We start from the raw sequence: 20,623 nt of genomic DNA, 5'->3' as shown, positions 1-20,623 counted from the left end.
ACACTTCAGATTTTCTGATTCTAACGGTATACCGTAAAAAAGGAGAGTTAAAATACCATTCCACTCAGGATTTATCAAGCGCGATACGGCATAATTCGCCGTTCACCGTTTCGGCAACGGTCGGCCGATGGGCTTCGGGATCGAGCGGAGCGAGCTCAAGAGCCGTAGCGAGTGTTTCGTCCTTAATATACGCATCATTTCGTTGCACCGCCTCGAGAAGTTTTTCCGAGCCCTCGACCCGCAGGCGGATCCGGTCGGTGATGTCCAGTCCGCTTTCACGCCGCATGGACTGGATCCTGCTGACCAGTTCCCGCGAGAGGCCCATCATTTCGAGCGTTTCACTCATCTCCGTGTCGAGTGCGACCATGATGCCATGCGCCTCATCCGAGGCGACAAGCCACCCTTCGATGTCCTCATGCATGATCTCCACATCCCCGCGGAGGATGTCGAACGACCTTTCAGCCCACTCGAGGGTAAGGCTCCCCTCTTTTTCGAGGTGGGCAATCTGTTTATGGCTCATCGAGCGGACCGCTTCGGCAAGCTGCTTCATATCCTTTCCGAACTTCGGTCCGAGTGTCTTGAAGTTCGGCTTCACCTTCTTGCTGATGACGGAGCCGTCCTCGTCGACATACTCGATATTGAGCACGTTGACCTCTTCGGTGATGATGTCGGCCACAAGGCGGTACTCTTCGCGCTCCGTGCTGTCGGCAACGGCAAGGAGGATCCGTGATAGCGGCTGGCGAACTTTGATTGAGGCGCGTTCACGCATGGTCCGGACCAGCGAGGTGATGATCTGCGCTTTCTTCATCCGGCGCTCAAGCGGCAGGTCAACGGCAGCGTTATCGATGGTCGGGAACTCAGCAAGATGGACCGATTCCCGTCCGGTGGTCCCCTTGAGGGCATGCAGGTTCAGGTAGATCCGTTCTGCAAGGAACGGGGTGAACGGAGCGAGCAGCCTCGCCAGGGTTTCAAGGCACTGGTGGAGCGACTGGTATGCGGCCAGCTTGTCGGGGCCCATGTCGCTTTTCCAGAACCGCTTGCGTGAACGGCGGATGTACCAGTTCGAAAGGTCATCGACAATGAAATCGTCGACGAGACGCGCCGCACCGGTCAGATCGTACTGCTCCATGCGGCTGTGCACCCCGCCGACGAGACTCGAGAGGCTTGAGAGCACCCAGCGGTCTAGCTCGGAGCGCTGAAGAAGCGGCACTGCAGGCTCGCTGCCCGTGAAGCCGTCGACGTTGGCGTAGAGCACGAAGAAGTTGTAGCTGTTGATGTAGGCACGGAAAAACTTCCTCTGCTCCTCTTCGATCTCTTCGGTGTTGAACGACTTCGGCCGCCAGGGAGGGCTTGCCACGAGGAGGTACCAGCGGATTGCATCGGCACCGTATTTCTGCATGGTCTCGAACGGATCGACCACGTTGCCCTTCGACTTCGACATTTTCTGCCCGTTCTTGTCAAGGATATGGCCGTTGACGATGAGGTTCCGGTAGGCCGGGCGGTCGAAGAGAAGGGTCGAAACGGCATGCAGGGTGTAGAACCACCCCCTTGTCTGGTCGACCCCTTCAGCGATGAAGTCCGCCGGGAAGGTCTGCTCAAAAAGCTCCCTGTTCTCGAACGGATAGTGCAGCTGGGCAAACGGCATGGACCCGCTGTCGAACCAGACGTCGATCAGTTCAGGAGTACGGGTGAAACGGACCCCGTCGCGGATGAAATAGATCCTGTCAACGAACGGCTTGTGGAGGTCAAGCTCCGCGAGCCCCTGATCCAAGGCCTCGCCAAGCACCATACGGCTGCCGTCGATATCGATGAACCCTTCACGGAGTTCGGCAATGGAACCGACTGCGAACATTTTGCCGGAAGCGGCATCGTCGCCGATCGAGAAATCCTCCGCCACCCATACCGGCAGCGGCGAACCCCAGAACCGCTCTCGTGAGAGCGCCCAGTCCTTGTTCTCCTCGAGCCAGTTGCCAAACCGGCCCGACCCGATTTCGGGCGGGCACCAGTTGATGGTTTTGTTGAGTTCCACCATCCGGTCCGCGATGCTGGTCGTGCGGATGTACCAGGACTCACGCGCATAGTAGATGACCGGCACGTCGTAGCGCCATGAGAACGGATACGTATGGGTGATGGTCTCTTTCCTGTAGAGCTTCCCCTCCTCTTTCAGCCGCGTGATGATGAGCGGATCGGTATCCTTGAAGAACATCCCCTCATACTCGGGGACCTCGGCGGTGAAGCAGCCGTTGCGACCGACCGGCTGCAGCATCGGCAGGTCGTACTGTTTCGACACCTCATAGTCGTCGGCGCCGAATGCGGGCGCGATGTGCACGATGCCGGTACCGTCCCCCGTCGAGACGAACGAACCGAGGGTAACGTACCAGCTCTTGCGGGAAGGTGAAAAATGGTCGAACAGCGGCTCGTATTCCAGGCCTTCGAGCGCACGGCCCTCGATCCGCTCAACCACATTCCAGAGGCTCTGGCCCTCTTCATTCTTCTCAAGTAGTACCTGCAGGCGGGATTCGGCAAGGATCAGCACTTCGCCGCTTTCGGCATGCTTCACCTTCACGTACCCGATATCAGCTCCGACCGACAGCGCCACATTGGAAATGAGTGTCCAGGGCGTGGTGGTCCATACAAGGAACGACGCACCGTCTCCCTTCAGAGGGAACTTCACGTAGACGCTCGGGTCCTTGACCTCCTTATAGCCGAGTGCAAGTTCATGCGAACTGAGCACCGTCTCGGACTTGGGGTCCTGGGGAACGATCTTGTAGTCTTTATAGATCAGTCCTTTGTCGAAAATGGTCTTCAGTGCCCACCAGACCGACTCGATGTAGTTGTTTTCACAGGTGATGTAGGGATGGTCCATGTCGACCCAGTAACCCATCCGCTCGGTGAGTTTACCCCAGCCTTCCCGGTTGTCGTCGATATGATGGTAGACGAGTGCACGCGCCTCCGCGTTGAACTCCCCTTCGCCGTACTCCTCGACCTGCGCCTTGTTCTTCAGTCCGAGTTTCTTTTCTACGGAAATCTCGACCGGAAGGCCGTGGGTATCCCATCCCGCCTTGCGCGGAACCCGGTATCCCTGCATCGTCCGGTAGCGGCAGACGGCGTCCTTGATGGTGCGGCTGAACACGTGGTGCACGCCGGGCTTTCCGTTGACAGTCGGGGGGCCTTCATAAAACGAAAAAACCCGGTCGGAAGGCCGTTCCTCCAGGCTTTTATGGAATATGTCGTGTTCGTTCCAGTAGGTGAGCACCGCAGCCTCCATCTCGCTGTAAGGCATGCTGGAGGGATACTCGGCAAATTTATCGGACATGGTGTTGCGTGAGATCATTCAAAAAAAATCAATATACAAGAATCAGCCATTAAAACAGTACAGGCAAGCCTTCCCCGTTGTGAAAAGCTTGCCTGGAAACCTGCATTCCGATTTCTTCCGGCGCCGGCCGGAATCGAAAATGGCCCGTATTACTTCCTGTCGCCGAGCGAAGTGTTGACGCCGTCAAGTATCTGCTTTGCGACCACCGTAAGGGAGTCGAGAGCGTCGGCAACCATTTTACCGAGCGGGGTGAGGGTATTGTCGAGGAGGGTGCCGACACCGACAAGAATGGTGGCGAAATCACCTTTCACGACATCTCCGCCTTTCTGCTGTGGTGCCGGGGCGGGAGTTTTCATTTCTTCAGCCATAATCTGCAGGTATTTATGGTTTATGCTTATCGCGCTCTGATTCAATTAGGGGAAGTTACGATTTTATATTTTTCCGTCAAAGCCCGCGCCCTGGAACCCTCAGCTCCTTCCGTAGCGGTCATCCACCCGGATGATGTCGTCTTCGCCGAGATAACCGCCGGTCTGGACCTCGATGAGCTCGAGAGGAACTTCAGCAGGGTTTTCGAGCCGGTGGAAGGAGCCGACAGGGATGTAGGTCGACTGATCCTCATGGAGCGTCACCTCCCGGTCCTCGACGGTAATCCTGGCAGTGCCGCGGACCACGATCCAGTGTTCAGCGCGGTGCAGATGTTTCTGGAGAGAGAGCGCCGCACCGGGGTTCACCGTGATGCGCTTGACCTTGAAGCGCTCGGCCTGGTCGACGGTTTCGTATGAGCCCCAGGGACGGAACACCCTGCGATGGATGTCGGCCTCCTCGCGGTTCTGCTTTTTAAGCTCATCGACGAGCAGCTTCACGTCCTGTACCCGGTCCTTCGAGGCGACAAGAACGGCATCGCACGTTTCGACGATAATGTGGTGCTCAAGGCCAACGGCGGCAACGAGTCGGCTCGAAGCATGGATGTAGCTGTCGCTGACGTCCTGCAAGAGGACGTCACCCTTCGTCACGTTCCCCGAGCCATCTCGCTCATGCACGCTCCAGAGCGCCGACCATGCACCGACATCGTTCCAGCCCGCATCGAGCGGGACAAGGAAAGCGTGCTCTGTTTTCTCCATGACGGCATAATCGATGGAATCAGACGGAGAGGAGATAAATGCATCCCGGTCGAGGCGGAGAAAATCAAGGTCTTCCGAAGCCCCGTCAAGGGCTCTTTTGCATGCCGCAAGCATCTCGGGTGCATGCAGCTGGAGTTCGCCCTGAAAGGCTTTCGCGCTGAAAAGGAAAATGCCGCTGTTCCAATAGTACCCCCCGCTTTCGAGATACCGCTCGGCCGTCTTTCTGTCGGGTTTTTCCACAAACTGCTCAACTTTGCGGGGCCGAAGGCCCTCTCCGCCTTCAGCGGGAGCCTTCAGATAGCCGTACCCGGTCTCGGGAGCGGTTGGAACGACGCCGAAAGTCACGAGTCCTCCCTCCCGGGCAGCTTCAGCACCGGCTTCGATGGCGGCGCCGAACGCCCCCCCGTCGGCGATGACGTGATCGGCCGGCAGCAGCAGCATGAGGGCACCCGGATGCTTCCGCTCAAGAAGCATGGCGGCCACCGCAGCCGCAGGAGCGGTATTGCGGCCTACGGGCTCAAGGATGATGCCGCCCACAGGAACGCCGGTTGCCCGCAGCTGCTCGGCAACAAGGAACCGGTGGCTTTCATTGCAGACACAATAGACGGGGCCGTGGCCCGGCAGGTCGCGAAGCCGGCCGACCGTATCCTGGAGCATGGTATTTTCCGAGCAGAGCGGCAGGAGCTGCTTCGGATAGAGGGCGCGCGACAGCGGCCAGAGCCGCGACCCGGCTCCCCCGGAAAGGATGACTGGTACGATCATCGGTGCGCTCATAGGGTTTTTGCTGCAAGGGTTCGCTCGTACATTTTCCATGTGGAGGATATGAGGGTGTCGACGTCGCTGAAGCGCGGCACCCAGCCAAGCAGTTCGCGGGCTTTTACGGAGGATGCGACAAGTTCGGCGGGATCACCCGCCCTCCGGCCTGCAATGACTGCCGGAATAGGCCTGCCGGTTATGGCGCGGGCGCGCTCGATCATTTCCTGCACCGTGACCCCGCGCTCGCTCCCGAGGTTCACCGAGAGGCTCCGCTCATGGCGCCCGATATAGTCGAATGCACTGACGTGGGCGTCGGCAAGGTCCGAGACATGCACATAGTCCCGGATGCAGCTGCCGTCTCTCGTCGGATAGTCGTTGCCGTAGATGGAAAGCTCGGGGCGCATGCCGGCAGCCACCTCCATCACAATGGGCAGCAGGTTTTCGGGCTGCAGTTCCAGCCCCCCGATACGCCCATCTGTATCGTAGCCCGCAGCATTGAAATACCGGATGGCTGCATAGCGCATGCCTTTCAAGCGGTCGAACCACTCGAGGAGCCGCTCGATTTCGAGCTTCGTGAACCCGTAGAAGTTCTCGGGATTTTTCGGATGTTCCTCATCGATGGGCAGGTATGCGGGGCTGCCGTAGACTGCCGCCGAGGAAGAGAAGATGATGCGGCCGATACCGGCCCGTGAAGCCTCGGCAAGGATGTTGATGGTTCCGGTGAGGTTTGACTCTGCGTATGCCTCGGGCTCGAGCATCGACTGGCCGGCCGCCTTCAGGGCTGCAAGGTGCACGCACCCGTCAAAACCCGAAGCCATGGCGGCCCGGAGCTGGAGCGGGTTCATGATGTCGCCGTGGATGAATGATGCATCCCTGAAAAGGTTCTCCCTGAGGCCGGTTTGGAGATTGTCGAACACCGTGACCTCGTGGCCGTTGTCAAGAAAAGCGCGAACCACGTGGCTGCCGATGTAGCCTGCTCCGCCGATTACGAGAATCTGCATGATGGATGGCCGGTAATAGGGTTAACGCCCGCCGTAGTGGGCTTCGTAATAGTGCTGATAGGCTCCTGAGGTCACGCCGCCGAGCCACTCTTCGTTTGCAAGATACCACTCCACCGTTTTTTGAAGGCCCTCTTCGAATGAGAGGGAGGGAACCCAGCCGAGTTCACGCTGCAGAAGAGAGGAGTCGATGGCGTAGCGGAGGTCATGGCCGGCCCGGTCGGTCACGAACGTGAGGAGCTTTTCCGACTCCCCCGCCCTGCGTCCGAGTTTTTCGTCCATGATGTGGCACAGCTGCCGGACCAGGTCGATGTTGCTCCACTCATTGTGCCCGCCGATATTGTAGGTCGCCCCGTCACGCCCCCGGTGGTAGATAACATCAATGGCCCGGGCATGGTCCTCGACCCAGAGCCAGTCGCGCACGTTCTCCCCTTTTCCGTACAGCGGCAGAGGCTTTGAGTTCCGGATGTTGTTGATGAAGAGCGGAATGAGCTTTTCGGGAAACTGGAACGGCCCGTAGTTGTTCGAGCAGTTGCTGATGACCACCGGCAGGCCGTAGGTATCGTGATAAGCCCTGACGAAATGGTCGGAGGAGGCCTTTGAGGCCGAATAGGGGCTGTGCGGGTCGTAGGGGGTGGTTTCGGTAAACATCCCGGTCCCTTTCTCCAGTGAACCGTAGACCTCATCGGTGGATATGTGGTAGAACCTCCGGCCTTCGTACCTCCCGTTCCAGTGCCGGCGTGCGGCGTCGAGCAGGTTCACCGTGCCGATGACATTCGTCATGACGAAGGCCGTAGGGTCGGCGATGGAGCGGTCGACATGCGACTCGGCTGCAAGATGGATCACGCCCTCGATATCCGTCTGGCCGAACAGCCGGTCGATGAAGCCTCTGTCGGTGATATCTCCCTTCAGGAAAGTGTAGCGGGGATTATCCTCGACATCACGGAGGTTGGCGAGGTTGCCCGCATAGGTTAGACTGTCGAGGTTCGTGATGCGGCAGTCGGGATGGGCCGAAAGAAAGTGGCGCACCACATGTGAGCCGATGAAGCCGGCGCCGCCGGTGATGAGCAGATGCATGACCGATGTTCCTTTAGCGGGGGTTGATGGTAGTAAGGAGTGTCTTGAGGGAGTCCTGCCAGTAAGGAATCCGGAGGTCCCAGTCTCTTTTGACTGCGCTCTTGTCGAGCACGCTGTAAGCGGGACGCACAGCGACCTGTGGAAACTCTCTGCTGGTGATCGGCTCCACCCGGCAAGGAAGTCCCGCGAACTCCATCACGGCATGGGCAAAATCGTACCAGGAGGCGACTCCTTCATTGCTGTAATGCCAGACGCCACGGTAATGGAATGCCGGATCGTGGCGGAGGGCGATGTGCAGGACCGCTGAAGCAAGGTCTGCTGCATGGGTCGGCGTACCCGTCTGGTCGAACACCACGCCGAGCGACTCCCGCTCCCGGCCGAGCCGGAGCATGGTCTTGACGAAGTTCTGCCCGTAGGCCGAATAGAGCCATGAGGTCCTGATGATGGCATGCGAAGGATCGACAGATGCAACGAGTCGTTCCCCCTCGAACTTCGAGCGTCCGTACACACCCTCTGGACAAGGCATATCCTCTTCCCTGTATGGCCTCGAGGCTGTGCCGTCAAAGACGTAGTCGGTGGAGACGTGGATGAAAAAGGCTCCGGCGTCCCGGGAGCACCCGGCGAGCACCCCTGCCCCGTCCCGATTGACCAGGAATGCCGCCTCACGGTCCTCTTCTGCACGATCAACCGCGGTATAGGCCGCAGCATTCACGACAACGTCCGGCTGAAACCGGTCAAACGCCCCTCGGACGCTTCCGGAGTCGGTGATATCAAGATCGGGCCGGTCAAGAAAGAGAAATCGGTGTGCACCCGCTCCCTTTCTGAGCGCCTGCAGCTCAGAACCGAGCTGCCCCCTGCCGCCTGCAACGAGTATGTTCATCGGCGGTAGATCCTGTCGGCTGAAAACTCCTCATAGCGGAACGAGTCGGCGGAAGAAAGCCCGGGAAGGGAGGAATCCCTTGCAGAAACAAGGATGAGTGATGGATCGAGCTTCCAGTCGATGCCGAGCGCGGGATCGTTCCAGTGAATGCCGCCTTCGTGCGACGGCATGTAGTAGTTGTCGCACTTGTAGGCGAACACTGCCTCATCCGAGAGAACCACGAACCCGTGAGCAAACCCTTTCGGCACCCAGAGCATGTTCTTCCGCTCCCCGTCAAGCTCGCAGGCCACGTGCCGACCGTACCACGGAGACCCTATACGGATATCGAGGGCGACATCGAGCACCCTGCCCGACACCACGCGCACCAGCTTCGACTGTGTATAGGGCGGTTTCTGGAAATGCAGCCCGCGCAGCACCCCCCGGCGGGACTTCGACTCATTGTCCTGCACAAAACTGACCCTGCCTACAGACTCTTCGATGACGTCCTGACGGAAGGATTCAAGAAAATAGCCCCGCTGATCGCCCAGCACTTCGGGTTCGAGCTCGAGAACATCGGGGATGATGGTTGCGGTTACACGCATGGGTTCAGCTTAGAGCAGCAATTGGTTATCAGGAAGGCGGCCGGAGCAGCACCGCCCGGACGGAGCACCTAAGGACGCGAAAGCAGCCGAAGAAGGTACTGTCCGTACTGGTTTTTCATGAGCGGAAGTGCGAGTTCCTTCAAGGCATCTGTGGAGATCCAGCCGTTCCGCCAGGCAATCTCCTCGGGGCAGGCCACTTTCAGACCCTGCCGCTTCTCAACCGTCTGAATGAAATTGCCTGCCTCCTGGAACGACTCGTGCGTTCCGGTGTCAAGCCATGCGAACCCCCTGCCAAGCATGGAGCATTTGAGCTTGCCGCGGCGGAGGTACTCTTCGTTGACTGCGGTGATTTCAAGTTCGCCGCGCTCGGAGGGACGCACGCCGTGAGCGACCTCGACCACGTCACCGGTATAGAAGTAAAGCCCCACGACGGCATAGTCCGACTTGGGATGCTCGGGTTTTTCCACAATGGAGAGCACATTACCCTCTGCGTCGATTTCCGCCACTCCGTAGCGCTCGGGATCGCTGACCGCATAGCCGAACACGCAGGACTTCCGATCCTCCGTGACTGTTTTGACCGCGGAATGCAGCATCTGGCTGAACCCGTACCCGAAAAAAATATTGTCGCCAAGCACCAGCGCGACATCATCCCCGCCGATGAACTCTTCTCCGATGATGAACGCCTGGGCAAGACCATCGGGAGATGGCTGCACCGCATAGGTCAGCCTGATCCCCCAGTCGCTCCCGTCTCCGAGAAGCTTCATGAACGACGGTTGGTCTTCAGGAGTTGTGATGATGAGGATCTCCCTGATGCCAGCAAGCATGAGGGTCGTGAGGGGGTAGTAGATCATCGGCTTGTCGTAGACGGGAAGGAGCTGTTTGCTGGTCCCCCTCGTCACAGGATAGAGCCGGGTGCCGGATCCTCCGGCAAGTATGATTCCTTTCATCAAATCACTTCTTCATGTCTTTTGGCAGCACGATGGCTGCAAGGTCACTCGCGATCCGAACGGCTTTCCGGGCGGCATCGAGTGCAGCCGATGCCTCCGGCTCACCGAAAATCTCCCAGGGAAGGCGGCATCCGGCCTCATCGCCGTACTTGGCCAGCATCTTTTCATGCGAGTCATGCTGCTCGAACATCGGAAGCAGCTCTTCGATCAGCTCGGCGGCCTTGCGCTCTAGGGTTCCTTCCGAGAGCAGCTGCGAGAGGTGCATGCCCGGCTTGTGGGTCGAAGGTGACACGCCGAAGAGCATAAGCACCGCAATGCCGGCGTTTTCAACGACCAGCACCGAGCCGGCGGTGCATGAGCGCCAGCGGCTGAGCCCGAAATCCTGTTCCGCCTCTTTCAGGAACCCTCCGGCAAGATTGAGACGGTAACCTACATCTTCATGCAAACCCATTCTATCCTCCCCGGCCGCAGGAGTGATGATGCACCCTCTCTCCGGCCCGTTGATTGAAATTGAAAAAATCCCCTTTACCAGCCGGATACAATCCGGTCAAAAGCCTCATCGACGATCTGCTGCATGCAGGAACGAAGAGCCCGCTGCTGGCCGAGGTAATCACCGGTGGTGTAATCGGCAAAACCGACAAACTGCTCTGCAAACACCGACCGCTTCTCCACCCTGTCGTCCATATTCACCTGGACGACGATGGTGATCCGGTTGGTGGCGGCGCGCTCGGTAGTGGCTGAGAGCTGGTTGGCGGTATCGGACCAGGATGTGATGCTTCCCTCGATGAGCGCGTCGGCGCGGGCGATGGAATTGACGACCTGGAGACTGCTTTCAGATTCGATCTTCCCGCTCAACGCCCGGGTAAGGTCGGCCCTGTACTCGCTGCCGCCGGCAAATACGGGAACGGCAACCGTTTTGAGATGCGGCGGTATGGAACCGCCTGTCAGGCTGTAGCACCCCCCGATGAAGAGGAGCAGGAAGAGAAGCGGGAGGAAAAGCACCCTCGCGACAGCGATCTTCAGCATGGCACAGTCCCTTCGGGTTAATAAGTTCTTCGATCAATCCTGTTGAACATTTTACGGAAGGGAAAGCTCAGGAGCAACCTTTTTTTTCTCCAGTTGCCAAGGGCTGAAAGGTATATCCCGGTCCGGCCGTCACTCCACTCCGAAGCCATCTTCACGGCCAGTCGGGCGGCAACAGAGGGTGGCTGGGCGAAGATATCAAGCACCGTATTGAAGGTATGGAGCTGTTTCAGCAGTTCGGCAGTAGGCTCAGAAGGACTCACCATCGCTGTGCGCACGAGGCCCGGATGGAGCAGCATGATTGACATGCCGGTGTGCCTGTATTCGGCGGCTACCGAACGGGTGAAGCGGGCTATGGCGGCTTTGGTGGAGCCATAGGCACTTATCCACGGGGTGTTCGACTGAGGATCGGTCCCCGAACCTGCCATGTTGATGAGCTTGCCGTTCGGGTTGAATTGGAGAAAATAGCGGATGGCGGCACGGCTTGCGTAGTATGTCCCCTTGATGTTGGTGTCGATCACGCGGCCCCAGAGATCGGGGTCGCTTTCGGCAAGGCTCTGGAATGGATCGGAAATCCCCGCATTGTTGATGAAGCAGTCGATGCGGCCGAAACGCTCTACAGCAGCCTCCAGGAGGCGCTCCACCTCCGCCGGTGAGGTGACGTCGCAGCGGAAACCCAATGCCGTACCCTCAGGAAAAGCATCAAGAGCATGGCGGACATTCGGCTCGGATGAAGAGGTGATGACAACCTTAGCCCCCTCACGGACGAACGCATGCGCAATGGCATTGCCGATTCCTTTTGTCGATCCGGTGATGACCGTGACCCTGCCATCAAGCTTCTGCATCAGCCCCCCCTAAAAAATCAATGACTCCGGCGGGCACCGGCAACCATGGCACCAAGTTCCGGATGGCCTTCAGCGTAACGTTCAAGCGACACCCCCTTTTCAATGGCATCCCAGGCCTGTCGGATGCTGGCCGCCCCGGCTTTCGGGCCCATGGGATGGCCGAAGATGCCGCGGCCGGGAACAAAGCCGAAGTCAACGCTGCCGACCTTCCGGTAAACGGTTTCAAGCGTAAGGGCGGAATCGCTGCCACCGGGAACCGGCAGGGAGCGACGGATGTGTCCGAAGTCCTGAAGGCACTCGGCGATGTTCTCCTTCACCTCCTCTTCGGGCGTCATCATCCGGCTGCCGAAGCCGGGCATGATGATGGAATCAAGACCCGCAAGCCGCTGCAGCTTGGTCATCACCCGCGAGTGGATGCCGTACTTCTCCATCCTGCTGAAGGCCGCGATGAAGGGAAAATGACCGATCAGCGGAACCTTGGTGTAGGCGGCCAGCATGCGCACGGCGCTGAGTCCCACGGGAAGGGCGTTGATGAGCAGCGCATTGGCGCCGTTACGGACCGCCACATCGTGCTGCTCCTTCAGGGAACCGACCTCGTCAGTTATGTTGGCCAGATAGACTTTCGGCTCGCCAGTCTCCTTCTCGGCCCTTATGCGGGCAAGTCCGAGCTCACGTGAACGCTCGGCAAGGGTCGACCATTCGACATCGGCAAGCATCTCGTCGTCCTTGGCGATGTCAAGCCCCCCGAGCCAGCTCTCCATGGCAATCTCGGCGAAATGTGCCGGGCTGAGCCCGATGTTCGGCTTGACGACGCCGAAAAAGATCGGTCGGTCATAAGCCTTCAGAAGGTCGCGGATCCCCTCAATGCCGAACTTCGGTCCATCAAACGCGTTGAGATAGGGTTCGGGAAACGTGATGTCAAGCAGTTTCACCACCGGGATACCGGGAGTGAAGAACACCCCTTCCCCGCAGACCGCGGTAAGCAGGTTAGGCAGTTTCGGGCCGAAATTGCGGTGGGGATGGGCAATGGTGACCCGGCATGCATGGATGGGCCCCGTTTCTGAATGCTGGACGGGATAGCTCAGCTGCTCGAGCTCACCTTCGATTTGGAGTCCGATGACCTTGGCCCCGAACCTCGGCCGGAAATCCTCGTCATGGCCCACCCTGCGCCACTGAGCAGTCGACTGCTCGCTGCAGAAATGAGCGAGCGCCGTTTCGATGTCCCCCACACACTCGACATAGTACTCGAGCGTCAGGTAATCAGCCATGTCGAGCTGCTCTCTGGAGGCGAAAAAGCCCCTGATGTCATCAGTATTCATTAGCAAAGCTTCATCCCCCTCTCGCATCCCCGGGGGTTCCCGTTAAAAAAATGCCGGGGCATCAGCCCCGCGCAGCCAAGAGGCAAAAAGGCTCAGCCCTCGCCTTTGATCGAGTTGAAGTATTCGAATGCCTCGTCGGGAGTGAGCCCCTCATGCACAACCCGGTTGACCGACTTCATCATAGCAAGCGGATAGTCGCTCTGGAAGATGTTGCGACCCATGTCCACGCCGGAAGCGCCTTCCTGAATGGCACGGTACGACATGGCGAGGGCATCCTTTTCGGGCAGCTTCTTGCCGCCGGCCATGACGATAGGCACCGGGCAGGAGGCGACAATGGTATCAAAGTCCTCCTCGACATAGTAGGTCTTGACAACCTGAGCGCCGAGTTCGGCGCAAATGCGGGTGGCGAGCCGGAAGTACTTGGCGTCGCGGACCATGTCCTTGCCGACGGCGGTGACCGCCATCGTGGGGATGCCGTAGCGCAGGCCCATGTCGACGAGCCGGGTCATGTTCTTGATGGAGCGGGTCTCGTACTCGCCGCCGATGAAGACCTGCAGGGTGATGCAGGCAACGTTCATGCGGATGGCGTCCTCAATGTCTACAGCCAGCTCCTCGTCGGAAAGCTCCTTCAGGATGCTCGGTCCGCCGCTGCAGCGCATGACGACTGCCTTCGTAAGGGACGGGGGCACGGTTGTGCGCAGAATCCCGCGGGTAAGCATGATGGCATCGGCATGCGGCATCAGGGGAACGATGTTGACGTCAGGACGCTCAAGGCCGGTGGTCGGGCCCTGGAAGTAGCCGTGGTCGATGGCGAACATCACGGTCTTGCCGGTATCGGGACGGAAAATGCGCGACAGGCGGTTTTTCATGCCCCAGTCGAGCGAGTGCGCACCCTTGAGGAAAAAGCCGTAGTTGTTCACCGGAATGTCGGTGTAATACTCTTTGGCCTGCTTGTCCTTATCGTATTCAGCCATGATGGTGGTCTCCTGTTTGCAGTTGGTATGGTGGTGCTGGAACTGGGTTCAGCGGAGCGCCGCTGCGATATTGCCTCCGTCGACCGTCGTAATCGAACCGGTGGTGCGCTTTTCAAGCGCAAGATGGACGAACGCTTCGGCGACATCCTCGGCCGTTACCTCCAGCTGGAGGAGGTTGCCGGCCATGTATTCCCGCTCACTGAGCCCGCGGGCCGCCGAGCGAGCCTTGATCATCTCGGGCGTGAGAAGGCCGCTGCGGATGCGGTCGGCGTTGATGCCGTTGGCCCGGATGCCGTCGCGGCCGTGGTCAAGCGCATATTGGCGGACCAGAAACATGGTTGCAGCTTTCGGCAGGCCGTACGGGCCGAAATCGGGGCCCGGGTTGACCGCCTGCTTCGAGACATTGAAGAGCAGGACTCCGCCGGTTCCCTGGAGCTTCATCACCCTTACCGCCTCCTGGGCGATCGACTGATGGGAGAAGAAATTCAACTCGAAACTCTTGCGGAGCACCTCGTCGGGAACCTCGCCGATGCGGCCCTGCAGTGCGGCACCCACATTGGAGACGATGATGTCCACACCGCCGAACCGGCGGCATGCCGCATGAAAAGCCGCACGCACCGCATTGCGGTCGGTGACGTCGCACGCCATTGCGAGCACGTCTCCTCCGAGCTCTTCGGCCGCCCGTTCGAGCGCATCCATATGGAGGTCGAGCAGCACGATTTCCGCGCCCTTCTGTTTGAACGCCTTCGCGGTGGCAAGCCCTATGCCGCCGGCTCCGCCGGTGACCATGGCGACCTTGCCGGCAAACGCAAGATGGCGGACTTTCTGCATCTTGGCCTGCTCCATTTCCCAGTACTCGATGTCGAATGCCTCCCGGTCGGTAATCGAGCGGAACGTGCCAATCGACTCGGCATCAAGGATGGCAGCGGCGCTGCCGGCGGCGATGTCTGCGTTGACGCGGGCCGCCTTCGCCGTCCGGCCGAGGCCGAAGAGGCCGATGCCCGGCACGAGGGCGACGCGAGGAAGTGAGTCGAGCATCCCGGCTTCGCTGCCGGAAGCGGCCTTCTGCTCCGTAAAGTATGCTTCGTAGTCCGCACGGTACTGCCGGACGGCCTCGTGGACCGCCGTTTTGAATCCATCCATGTCAACGGCATCGGGAGCCGGAAGGACAAGCGGACGGTTCTTTGTCCGGACGATGAAGTCGGGGGTCATCGCACCCTTGCGGCTCATTTCCGAAAGATTCCTGCTGTTGACATATTCAAGGACCCGGCCGGAGCTCCTGAAGTCCAGAATGAACTGGTCATAGTCCTTCGTGCCCGGCTCTTTCTCCTCGACGCAGGCACCGCGGATGATTGGCGCGACATCCTCAACCGGAGGAAGGGATGCTGGAAGCGGCGCCGCTGGAAACACGCCCCGCGGCTTCGCGGCGATTCTTGATTCAAGGACGCTGACAGCCTCTATCATGCGGTCATAGGCCTCGCGGGCGGTGTCGCCGAAGGTGACAAGGCCGTGCTTGTGCAACGCCAGGCCCCGGATGGCCGGATCAGCCGCGAAAGCCTTTGCTGCATGGCGGGCCAGGCCAAGGCCGGGCTTGATATATGGCACGGAACCGAACCCGTCGCCGAGCACCTCCCCGCAGAGCTTCTCTCCCTCCGGCTGGTTCGAGAGTGTCAGAAAGGCGAGCGAGTGGGTATGAAAAATGAAGCGATGCGGAAGGAACGCGTGGAGCAGCGTCTCGATCGAGGGAGTGAGGGCGTTGCTCACCATGTGGTCGGTCAGGTGAAACAGGTTCAGATAGAGAAAATGCTTGAACTCCCTGGTTGAAAACCTCTGGATATCCTCATCGCTCTTCCGTTCACCGGTGGCGTAGAGATGCTGGAGTTTCTGGAGAGGGTCGATGCGTACCGGGGTGAAGTCGTGCGCCTGGACGTCGGCCAAATCGACTCCGCTTCCCTTGATAAAAATCACATTGACCCCATTGCCGATGAAGTCGTGCAGCTGGGATTTGACCGAGGTATTCCCGCCGCCGTGCATCACCAGAGAGCTCTCACGGCCGAGCAGTCGGGAAGCGTAAACCAGTTCCGAAAGCTCCCGGGGCATCTCCTGCCCGACTGCCGGGTTCAATACATCGCTGTCATTCCAGAGGTTCTGCATGGAGACTCCCGCTTAATTTAAGTGGATGGCAGCGCCCCCTCACCGGGCAGACTGCGATTTTTTCTTTTTGTGCCAGCCCTCAATGAGAAAACCTGAAAGGTAGATGACGAGGAACCCCGGCACCACGAACAGGGCGAAGACCGCCCGATCAGCGTCCGTTGCGAGCTGGCCCGAGGACCAGATCATCCAGACCAGGGTGAACCAGAAGGGCGCGACAAAAAGAAACGTAAGGTTCCAGAGCTTCGTGAAACTGTATTGCATCATGATAATCAGATATGGCCGCCCATGCGGAGTTTGCGTTCGTTGTGCTTCTCAAGGATGATGCGCACCAGATACTGCAGGGCGTTGATGACGTAGGTGAAGTAGGCCAGAAACGCCTCCCACACCAGCACTTCCTCGGGGTAACCCATCCACGCCATGACAAAGTAGAGCAGATGGAATGCCGCAGCGATGGTGCTGCCGACGTCCTCCCAGAGAAACTCTTTCGAGTAGACCCACTTGTCGAAAATCTCTTTCTCGAAGAACATCCCCGTCACGAAGAGCAGGGCAAAAAAGAGGGTCTTGAAGAGGATTGCAAGGCTCACCCAGTAGAAAGAGGTGATGATCCCGTTGAGGTAAAGCGCCGTCACCGAGACGCCGGTAAGGAAAATGATGAACTGGATGGGCGCAAGAATGATCTGTATGTCGGTCCATATCGAGGCGTTCCTCTTGGCCAGCTGCTCCGGAGTGTAACGAGGCATAAAATAATAGAGTGGTGACTGGTGGCGGCAAAACTCAAAGCAAGGAATATAGCAAAATCCCCCCTAGGGAAAAAGAATGGCGATACCTCCCAGAGGGGGAAATAAATTACGGCTCCAAGAGCCCCCTCCCACTTTTTTTTTTAGAAAATTCACCTAAATTAAATGTTCAAGCCATCCTCTGTCAGGGTGCATCCTGAGGGGAGATCCGGCACCGGCTTCCCCGGATATCGCACAGTTTCTTCAACGCTGAGATTCCCAACAGGACCAGATGCCAGCAACAATCACAACCCGCCCCCTGAAGATCCTTCTGGTCTCGCCCCAGGGGAAAATGGACGACGACAGCAACCAGAAACCGCTCTTCCACATGGCGCTTGCCGTGCTCGTGAGCCTCACGCCCCCGCAGCACGACATCGAAATGGTCGATGAGCACTTCCACGACTCCATCGACTACGACGGAGACTACGACCTCGTCGGCATCACCTCGCGCACCCTTGAGGCAACCCGTGCCTATGAGATAGCCGATACCTTCCGTGCCCATGGAAAGAAGGTCGTGCTCGGTGGACTGCACATCTCGTTCAACCCCGAAGAAGCCGCAATCCACGCTGACAGCATCGTCGTCGGGGAGGCTGACAACCTCTGGGCATCGCTCATTGACGATGTCGGAAACGGAGCACTCAAACCGCTCTATGACTCCAAGCAATATCCTCCCGTGAAGGAGATCGTGCCGATAGACTACGCCCGCATCTCGCGTTCCTCGAAGCGGGGGAAAGTCGACGGCACCAAGTCGATCCCGATCTACGTCACCCGGGGCTGCCCGTTCAACTGCTCATTCTGCGTAACCCCCAATTTCACCGGCAAACAGTACCGCGCCCAGAAAGCCGAGTCGCTGAAATCGCAGGTCGAGGAGGCGAAGAAATACTTTTTCAAAGCCAGCAGCAGTTCCAAAAAGCCCTGGTTCATGCTCACCGATGAAAACCTCGGCATCAACCAGAAAAAGCTCTGGGAAGCCCTCGACCTTCTCAAAGAGTGCGACATCACATTCAGCGTCTTTCTCTCCATCAACTTTCTCGAAGACCCGCAGACCGTCAAAAAGCTGGTCGATGCAGGCTGCAACTTCGTGCTTGCCGGGCTTGAGTCCATCAAGCAGAGCACTCTGGAGGCATACAACAAAGGGCACGTCAACTCAGCCGAGAAGTATTCTAAAATCATTGAGGACTGCCGCAGAGCGGGACTGAACATCCAGGGCAACTTTCTCTTCAACCCCGCTATCGACACTTTCGAGGATATCGACGAACTGGTCCGGTTTGTCGAGAAAAACCACATCTTCATGCCCATCTTCCAGATCATCACCCCCTACCCGGGAACGCAGATGTATCTGGACTACAAGCGCGACGGACTCATCACCATCGAGGACTGGGAGAAATACAACGCCCTGCACCTCGTCATCAAGTCCGAGCGCTACGACCCCGTGCTGTTCCAGTACAAGGTGCTCTCCAGCTACGCCGCCATCTACTCATGGCGCCATATCATCGGCAGGATCTGGCACAACCCGAAAAAAGTGATCAACCTCATCACAAACCTCGCCTTCCGCCACCACCTCAACTCGGAGCTCAATGCCTTCGAGGCAACACACAACGTTACCCCCGAAAGTCTCCAGAATGTACAGTAGGAGGAATGCTCCACGGGGACAGGCCGCACTGGAAAGTTCCCAGAGCCTCGCCTCGGCCCACGCATTCAAACTCCTCGGGCTCCGCAGTCACAGCCAGATGGAACTTGAGACGAAACTCAAGAAAAAAGGATTTGAGGGCGCGCACATCGCAGGTGCGATTGAGCGGCTCAAGGAGCTGAAGCTCATTGACGACCGTGCGTTTGCCGAAGAGTTCCTCAGAAGTCGCAGCCGCATGAAACAGGCCGGGCGGATGAAGCTCAGGATGGAACTCCGCAAACGAGGCATCAGTGACGCCATCATCGACGTGCTGCTCAAGAGTCACGACACTTCCGCGCCGTGTCTGGAAGCAGCAAAAAAAAAGATGCGAGCACTTGGGAGCTCACCGGGGGTGAGGGAGAAGGAGAAACTGGTGCGGTTCCTGCAGGGAAGGGGGTTCATGTGGGAGGAGATCCGGGAGACACTGCAGGTACTCATGCCCGGTAGCGGGGGCCGAAGCCCCCTTCCGGACAATGAAGAAGAAGTCTAGGCGTGAACGAGCGAGCCGACATGCTCGCCGCGGATCAGCCTTGAGAGATTCCCTTTCTCGTTCATGTTCATCACCACGATCGGCAGCGTATTCTCCCTGCAGAGCGTAATGGCCGTCATATCCATCACCCGGAGGTTCTTGCGGATGACGTCGAGATAGGAGATTTTCGGAAAGAATTCCGCAGAGGGGTTGGTTTCCGGATCGGAATCGTAGACTCCGTCAACGCGGGTGCCCTTGACGATGACATCGGCTTCGATCTCAATGGCCCGAAGCGAGGCAGCCGTATCGGTGGTGAAGTAGGGGTTGCCGGTTCCGGCACCGAAAATCACGACCCTCCCCTTTTCAAGGTGTCGGATTGCACGGCGGCGGATGAACGGCTCAGCCATCTGTTCCATCTTGATTGCAGTCTGCAGCCGGGTATAAACCCCGAGTCGTTCAAGTGCGTCCTGGAAAGCAATAGAGTTGATTACTGTGGCAAGCATACCCATGTAGTCGGCCTGCACCCTGTCCATGTTTTTTGCGGCATCGGACACACCGCGGAAGATGTTGCCGCCGCCGATGACCAGAGCAATCTCGGCCCCCATGTCTCGGGCTTCTTTCACCTCTTCGGCGAAACGCTCAAGCATTTCGGCATTGATGCCGTATCCGTCTTTGCCCGCAAGAGCCTCGCCGCTCAGTTTCAACAGGATGCGCCTGTATTGCATAGTCATTATCCTCCGGGAAAGTAGTTAAGAGGGGTACCCTGAAGAAAGCCGACACCTTTAAATCTGCACAAAAAAAACGCTCAAAAAAAAAGCCCCGATACCGAGGCTTTTTCCTGATTCATTCGCCGAGCTGATAGCGGACAAATTCCTTTACATCCACTGCGGCCTGCAGCAGCTTGCGGAACTCATCAAGCACGGCAGACACTTTCATGTTATTCGACTTGATGAAAGACTGTTCAAGGAGCACCACCTCCTGGTAGTACTTGTCGAGACGGCCGAGAACGATCTTGTCAACGAACTCCTCTTTCTTGCCCTGACCGAGCGCCTGCTGGCGATAGATCTCGGATTCCTTGGCAATCAGCTCCTGCGGCACGGCGGAACGATCAACTTCAATCGGTGCTGCCGCTGCAACCTGCATGGCGAGGTCCTTGGCAAGGGGCGCAACTGCTTCGGGCTTGTCGGTCGCCAAATGAATGATGGCTCCGAGCTGGGCTCCGGGGTGAACATAGGACTCGACGAGACCGTCAGCAGCGTCAAAGAAAAAGAGACGCTTGAGGTCGATCTTCTCTCCAAGCTTTCCTGTCATGGTCTTGATGGCATCGTCGACGAGTTCGCCGCCCATCGCATCCGCCATCCGGAGCTTCAGGAGTGCATCGGTTGAAACAGTGCGGTTCTCAAGGGCAAGGTCGCCGAGCGCTCCGGCAAAGCCGGTGAACACCTCTCCGCGGGCTACGAAATCGGTCTCGCAGTTGAGCTCGAGGATCACGCCCGACTTGCGGTCAGCCGACACCCTGATGCAGATCATGCCTTCGCTGGCATCCTTCTCTGCACGCTTGGCGGCAAGAGCGGCTCCTTTCTTGCGAAGGTATTCGATGGCCTTCTCCATGTCGCCGCCGGTCTCTTCAAGGGCCTTTTTGCAGTCCATCATGCCGATACCTGTCGTATCGCGGAGGTCCTTTACATCTTTTGCTGAAATCTGGCTCATGTCTCTAG

The 20,623-nt window shown here is 58.4% G+C and carries 20 protein-coding genes; 2 read left to right on the top strand and 18 right to left on the bottom strand.

The genetic code is table 11. The annotated features are described in order from the left end of the window. Nucleotides 1-64 precede the first annotated feature (64 nt). The 16 genes from ileS to bchF all read right to left on the bottom strand — a co-directional run bounded on the left by ileS (nt 65) and on the right by bchF (nt 16,731). A complete protein-coding gene (gene ileS / locus PLUT_RS02195; RefSeq protein WP_041463997.1) occupies nt 65-3,316 on the bottom strand; it encodes an isoleucine--tRNA ligase in 3,252 nt (1,083 codons plus the stop codon). A 149-nt stretch (nt 3,317-3,465) separates the two neighbouring features. Beyond that, nucleotides 3,466-3,684 carry a hypothetical protein gene (locus PLUT_RS02190; RefSeq protein ID WP_011357185.1) on the bottom strand — a complete coding sequence of 73 codons (219 nt, stop codon included), beginning with the start codon at nt 3,682-3,684 and terminating at the stop codon, nt 3,466-3,468. 99 nt (nt 3,685-3,783) lie between these two features. Beyond that, nucleotides 3,784-5,199, bottom strand: coding sequence for a mannose-1-phosphate guanylyltransferase/mannose-6-phosphate isomerase (locus tag PLUT_RS02185; RefSeq protein ID WP_041463996.1), 1,416 nt, complete (start codon nt 5,197-5,199; stop codon nt 3,784-3,786). Between the two features lie 8 nt (nt 5,200-5,207). Next, entirely contained in the window at nt 5,208-6,194 is a 987-nt protein-coding gene (gene galE / locus PLUT_RS02180) for a UDP-glucose 4-epimerase GalE (protein WP_011357183.1), read from the bottom strand. A 21-nt stretch (nt 6,195-6,215) separates the two neighbouring features. Then, on the bottom strand, nt 6,216-7,268 hold the full coding sequence (gene rfbB / locus PLUT_RS02175; RefSeq protein ID WP_011357182.1) for a dTDP-glucose 4,6-dehydratase: 1,053 nt from the start codon (nt 7,266-7,268) through the stop codon (nt 6,216-6,218). A 13-nt stretch (nt 7,269-7,281) separates the two neighbouring features. Continuing rightward, nucleotides 7,282-8,148, bottom strand: a complete 867-nt coding sequence (rfbD, locus tag PLUT_RS02170; RefSeq protein ID WP_011357181.1) for a dTDP-4-dehydrorhamnose reductase — start codon at nt 8,146-8,148, stop codon at nt 7,282-7,284. Beyond that, entirely contained in the window at nt 8,145-8,729 is a 585-nt protein-coding gene (gene rfbC / locus PLUT_RS02165) for a dTDP-4-dehydrorhamnose 3,5-epimerase (RefSeq protein WP_011357180.1), read from the bottom strand. The genes rfbD and rfbC overlap by 4 nt, the downstream gene beginning before the upstream one ends. A gap of 68 nt (nt 8,730-8,797) precedes the next feature. Continuing rightward, nucleotides 8,798-9,676, bottom strand: coding sequence for a glucose-1-phosphate thymidylyltransferase RfbA (gene rfbA, locus PLUT_RS02160; RefSeq protein WP_011357179.1), 879 nt, complete (start codon nt 9,674-9,676; stop codon nt 8,798-8,800). 4 nt (nt 9,677-9,680) lie between these two features. After that, a complete protein-coding gene (locus PLUT_RS02155; RefSeq protein WP_011357178.1) occupies nt 9,681-10,127 on the bottom strand; it encodes a HEPN domain-containing protein in 447 nt (148 codons plus the stop codon). Nucleotides 10,128-10,201: 74 nt separating this feature from the next. After that, nucleotides 10,202-10,702 (bottom strand): LptE family protein, encoded by a 501-nt coding sequence (locus PLUT_RS02150; RefSeq protein WP_011357177.1) that lies wholly within the window; start codon nt 10,700-10,702, stop codon nt 10,202-10,204. A 17-nt stretch (nt 10,703-10,719) separates the two neighbouring features. Beyond that, nucleotides 10,720-11,544, bottom strand: a complete 825-nt coding sequence (locus PLUT_RS02145; RefSeq protein WP_011357176.1) for an SDR family NAD(P)-dependent oxidoreductase — start codon at nt 11,542-11,544, stop codon at nt 10,720-10,722. Between the two features lie 17 nt (nt 11,545-11,561). Continuing rightward, complete coding sequence (locus PLUT_RS02140) at nt 11,562-12,863, bottom strand: RuBisCO large subunit C-terminal-like domain-containing protein (protein WP_041463742.1); 1,302 nt, start codon at nt 12,861-12,863, stop codon at nt 11,562-11,564. A 92-nt stretch (nt 12,864-12,955) separates the two neighbouring features. Continuing rightward, the gene (lsrF, locus tag PLUT_RS02135) at nt 12,956-13,837 is read right to left on the bottom strand and encodes a 3-hydroxy-5-phosphonooxypentane-2,4-dione thiolase (protein ID WP_011357174.1); all 882 of its coding nucleotides are present in this window, start codon (nt 13,835-13,837) and stop codon (nt 12,956-12,958) included. 48 nt (nt 13,838-13,885) lie between these two features. Next, nucleotides 13,886-15,991: a bifunctional aldolase/short-chain dehydrogenase gene (locus PLUT_RS02130; RefSeq protein WP_011357173.1), complete on the bottom strand. Its 2,106-nt coding sequence runs from the start codon at nt 15,989-15,991 to the stop codon at nt 13,886-13,888. Between the two features lie 39 nt (nt 15,992-16,030). Beyond that, nucleotides 16,031-16,252 carry a hypothetical protein gene (locus tag PLUT_RS02125; RefSeq protein ID WP_041463995.1) on the bottom strand — a complete coding sequence of 74 codons (222 nt, stop codon included), beginning with the start codon at nt 16,250-16,252 and terminating at the stop codon, nt 16,031-16,033. 8 nt (nt 16,253-16,260) lie between these two features. Continuing rightward, nucleotides 16,261-16,731, bottom strand: coding sequence for a 2-vinyl bacteriochlorophyllide hydratase (gene bchF / locus PLUT_RS02120; RefSeq protein ID WP_011357171.1), 471 nt, complete (start codon nt 16,729-16,731; stop codon nt 16,261-16,263). Nucleotides 16,732-16,999: 268 nt separating this feature from the next. On the opposite strand from bchF, the gene PLUT_RS02115 reads away from it, so the two are divergent. Both PLUT_RS02115 and recX read left to right on the top strand, forming a co-directional pair. Beyond that, nucleotides 17,000-18,400: a B12-binding domain-containing radical SAM protein gene (locus tag PLUT_RS02115; protein WP_011357170.1), complete on the top strand. Its 1,401-nt coding sequence runs from the start codon at nt 17,000-17,002 to the stop codon at nt 18,398-18,400. Next, nucleotides 18,390-18,926 carry a recombination regulator RecX gene (gene recX / locus PLUT_RS02110; RefSeq protein WP_011357169.1) on the top strand — a complete coding sequence of 179 codons (537 nt, stop codon included), beginning with the start codon at nt 18,390-18,392 and terminating at the stop codon, nt 18,924-18,926. The genes PLUT_RS02115 and recX overlap by 11 nt, the downstream gene beginning before the upstream one ends. On the opposite strand, the gene pyrH is transcribed toward recX, so the two are convergent. Next, the gene (gene pyrH / locus PLUT_RS02105; RefSeq protein ID WP_011357168.1) at nt 18,923-19,630 is read right to left on the bottom strand and encodes a UMP kinase; all 708 of its coding nucleotides are present in this window, start codon (nt 19,628-19,630) and stop codon (nt 18,923-18,925) included. The two genes, recX and pyrH, sit on opposite strands and share 4 nt — an antisense overlap. A 118-nt stretch (nt 19,631-19,748) precedes the next feature. Continuing rightward, nucleotides 19,749-20,615, bottom strand: a complete 867-nt coding sequence (tsf, locus tag PLUT_RS02100) for a translation elongation factor Ts (protein WP_011357167.1) — start codon at nt 20,613-20,615, stop codon at nt 19,749-19,751. Nucleotides 20,616-20,623: the final 8 nt, after the last annotated feature.

The sequence above is a fragment of the Pelodictyon luteolum DSM 273 genome, assembly GCF_000012485.1.
Taxonomy (GTDB): domain Bacteria; phylum Bacteroidota; class Chlorobiia; order Chlorobiales; family Chlorobiaceae; genus Chlorobium; species Chlorobium luteolum.
The sequence above is the reverse complement of the archived record's forward strand: the minus strand, read 5'-3'. Positions and strand labels throughout refer to the sequence as shown.

Bases quoted from the DNA above. Each gene is read 5' to 3' on its own strand.
- ileS (WP_041463997.1), bottom strand. From the start codon at position 3,316: ATGTCCGATAAATTTGCCGAGTATCCCTCCAGCATGCCTTACAGCGAG.
- PLUT_RS02190 (WP_011357185.1), bottom strand. From the start codon at position 3,684: ATGGCTGAAGAAATGAAAACTCCCGCCCCGGCACCACAGCAGAAAGGC.
- PLUT_RS02185 (WP_041463996.1), bottom strand. From the start codon at position 5,199: ATGATCGTACCAGTCATCCTTTCCGGGGGAGCCGGGTCGCGGCTCTGG.
- galE (WP_011357183.1), bottom strand. From the start codon at position 6,194: ATGCAGATTCTCGTAATCGGCGGAGCAGGCTACATCGGCAGCCACGTG.
- rfbB (WP_011357182.1), bottom strand. From the start codon at position 7,268: ATGCATCTGCTCATCACCGGCGGCGCCGGCTTCATCGGCTCACATGTG.
- rfbD (WP_011357181.1), bottom strand. From the start codon at position 8,148: ATGAACATACTCGTTGCAGGCGGCAGGGGGCAGCTCGGTTCTGAGCTG.
- rfbC (WP_011357180.1), bottom strand. From the start codon at position 8,729: ATGCGTGTAACCGCAACCATCATCCCCGATGTTCTCGAGCTCGAACCC.
- rfbA (WP_011357179.1), bottom strand. From the start codon at position 9,676: ATGAAAGGAATCATACTTGCCGGAGGATCCGGCACCCGGCTCTATCCT.
- PLUT_RS02155 (WP_011357178.1), bottom strand. From the start codon at position 10,127: ATGGGTTTGCATGAAGATGTAGGTTACCGTCTCAATCTTGCCGGAGGG.
- PLUT_RS02150 (WP_011357177.1), bottom strand. From the start codon at position 10,702: ATGCTGAAGATCGCTGTCGCGAGGGTGCTTTTCCTCCCGCTTCTCTTC.
- PLUT_RS02145 (WP_011357176.1), bottom strand. From the start codon at position 11,544: ATGCAGAAGCTTGATGGCAGGGTCACGGTCATCACCGGATCGACAAAA.
- PLUT_RS02140 (WP_041463742.1), bottom strand. From the start codon at position 12,863: ATGAATACTGATGACATCAGGGGCTTTTTCGCCTCCAGAGAGCAGCTC.
- lsrF (WP_011357174.1), bottom strand. From the start codon at position 13,837: ATGGCTGAATACGATAAGGACAAGCAGGCCAAAGAGTATTACACCGAC.
- PLUT_RS02130 (WP_011357173.1), bottom strand. From the start codon at position 15,991: ATGCAGAACCTCTGGAATGACAGCGATGTATTGAACCCGGCAGTCGGG.
- PLUT_RS02125 (WP_041463995.1), bottom strand. From the start codon at position 16,252: ATGCAATACAGTTTCACGAAGCTCTGGAACCTTACGTTTCTTTTTGTC.
- bchF (WP_011357171.1), bottom strand. From the start codon at position 16,731: ATGCCTCGTTACACTCCGGAGCAGCTGGCCAAGAGGAACGCCTCGATA.
- PLUT_RS02115 (WP_011357170.1), top strand. From the start codon at position 17,000: ATGCCAGCAACAATCACAACCCGCCCCCTGAAGATCCTTCTGGTCTCG.
- recX (WP_011357169.1), top strand. From the start codon at position 18,390: ATGTACAGTAGGAGGAATGCTCCACGGGGACAGGCCGCACTGGAAAGT.
- pyrH (WP_011357168.1), bottom strand. From the start codon at position 19,630: ATGCAATACAGGCGCATCCTGTTGAAACTGAGCGGCGAGGCTCTTGCG.
- tsf (WP_011357167.1), bottom strand. From the start codon at position 20,615: ATGAGCCAGATTTCAGCAAAAGATGTAAAGGACCTCCGCGATACGACA.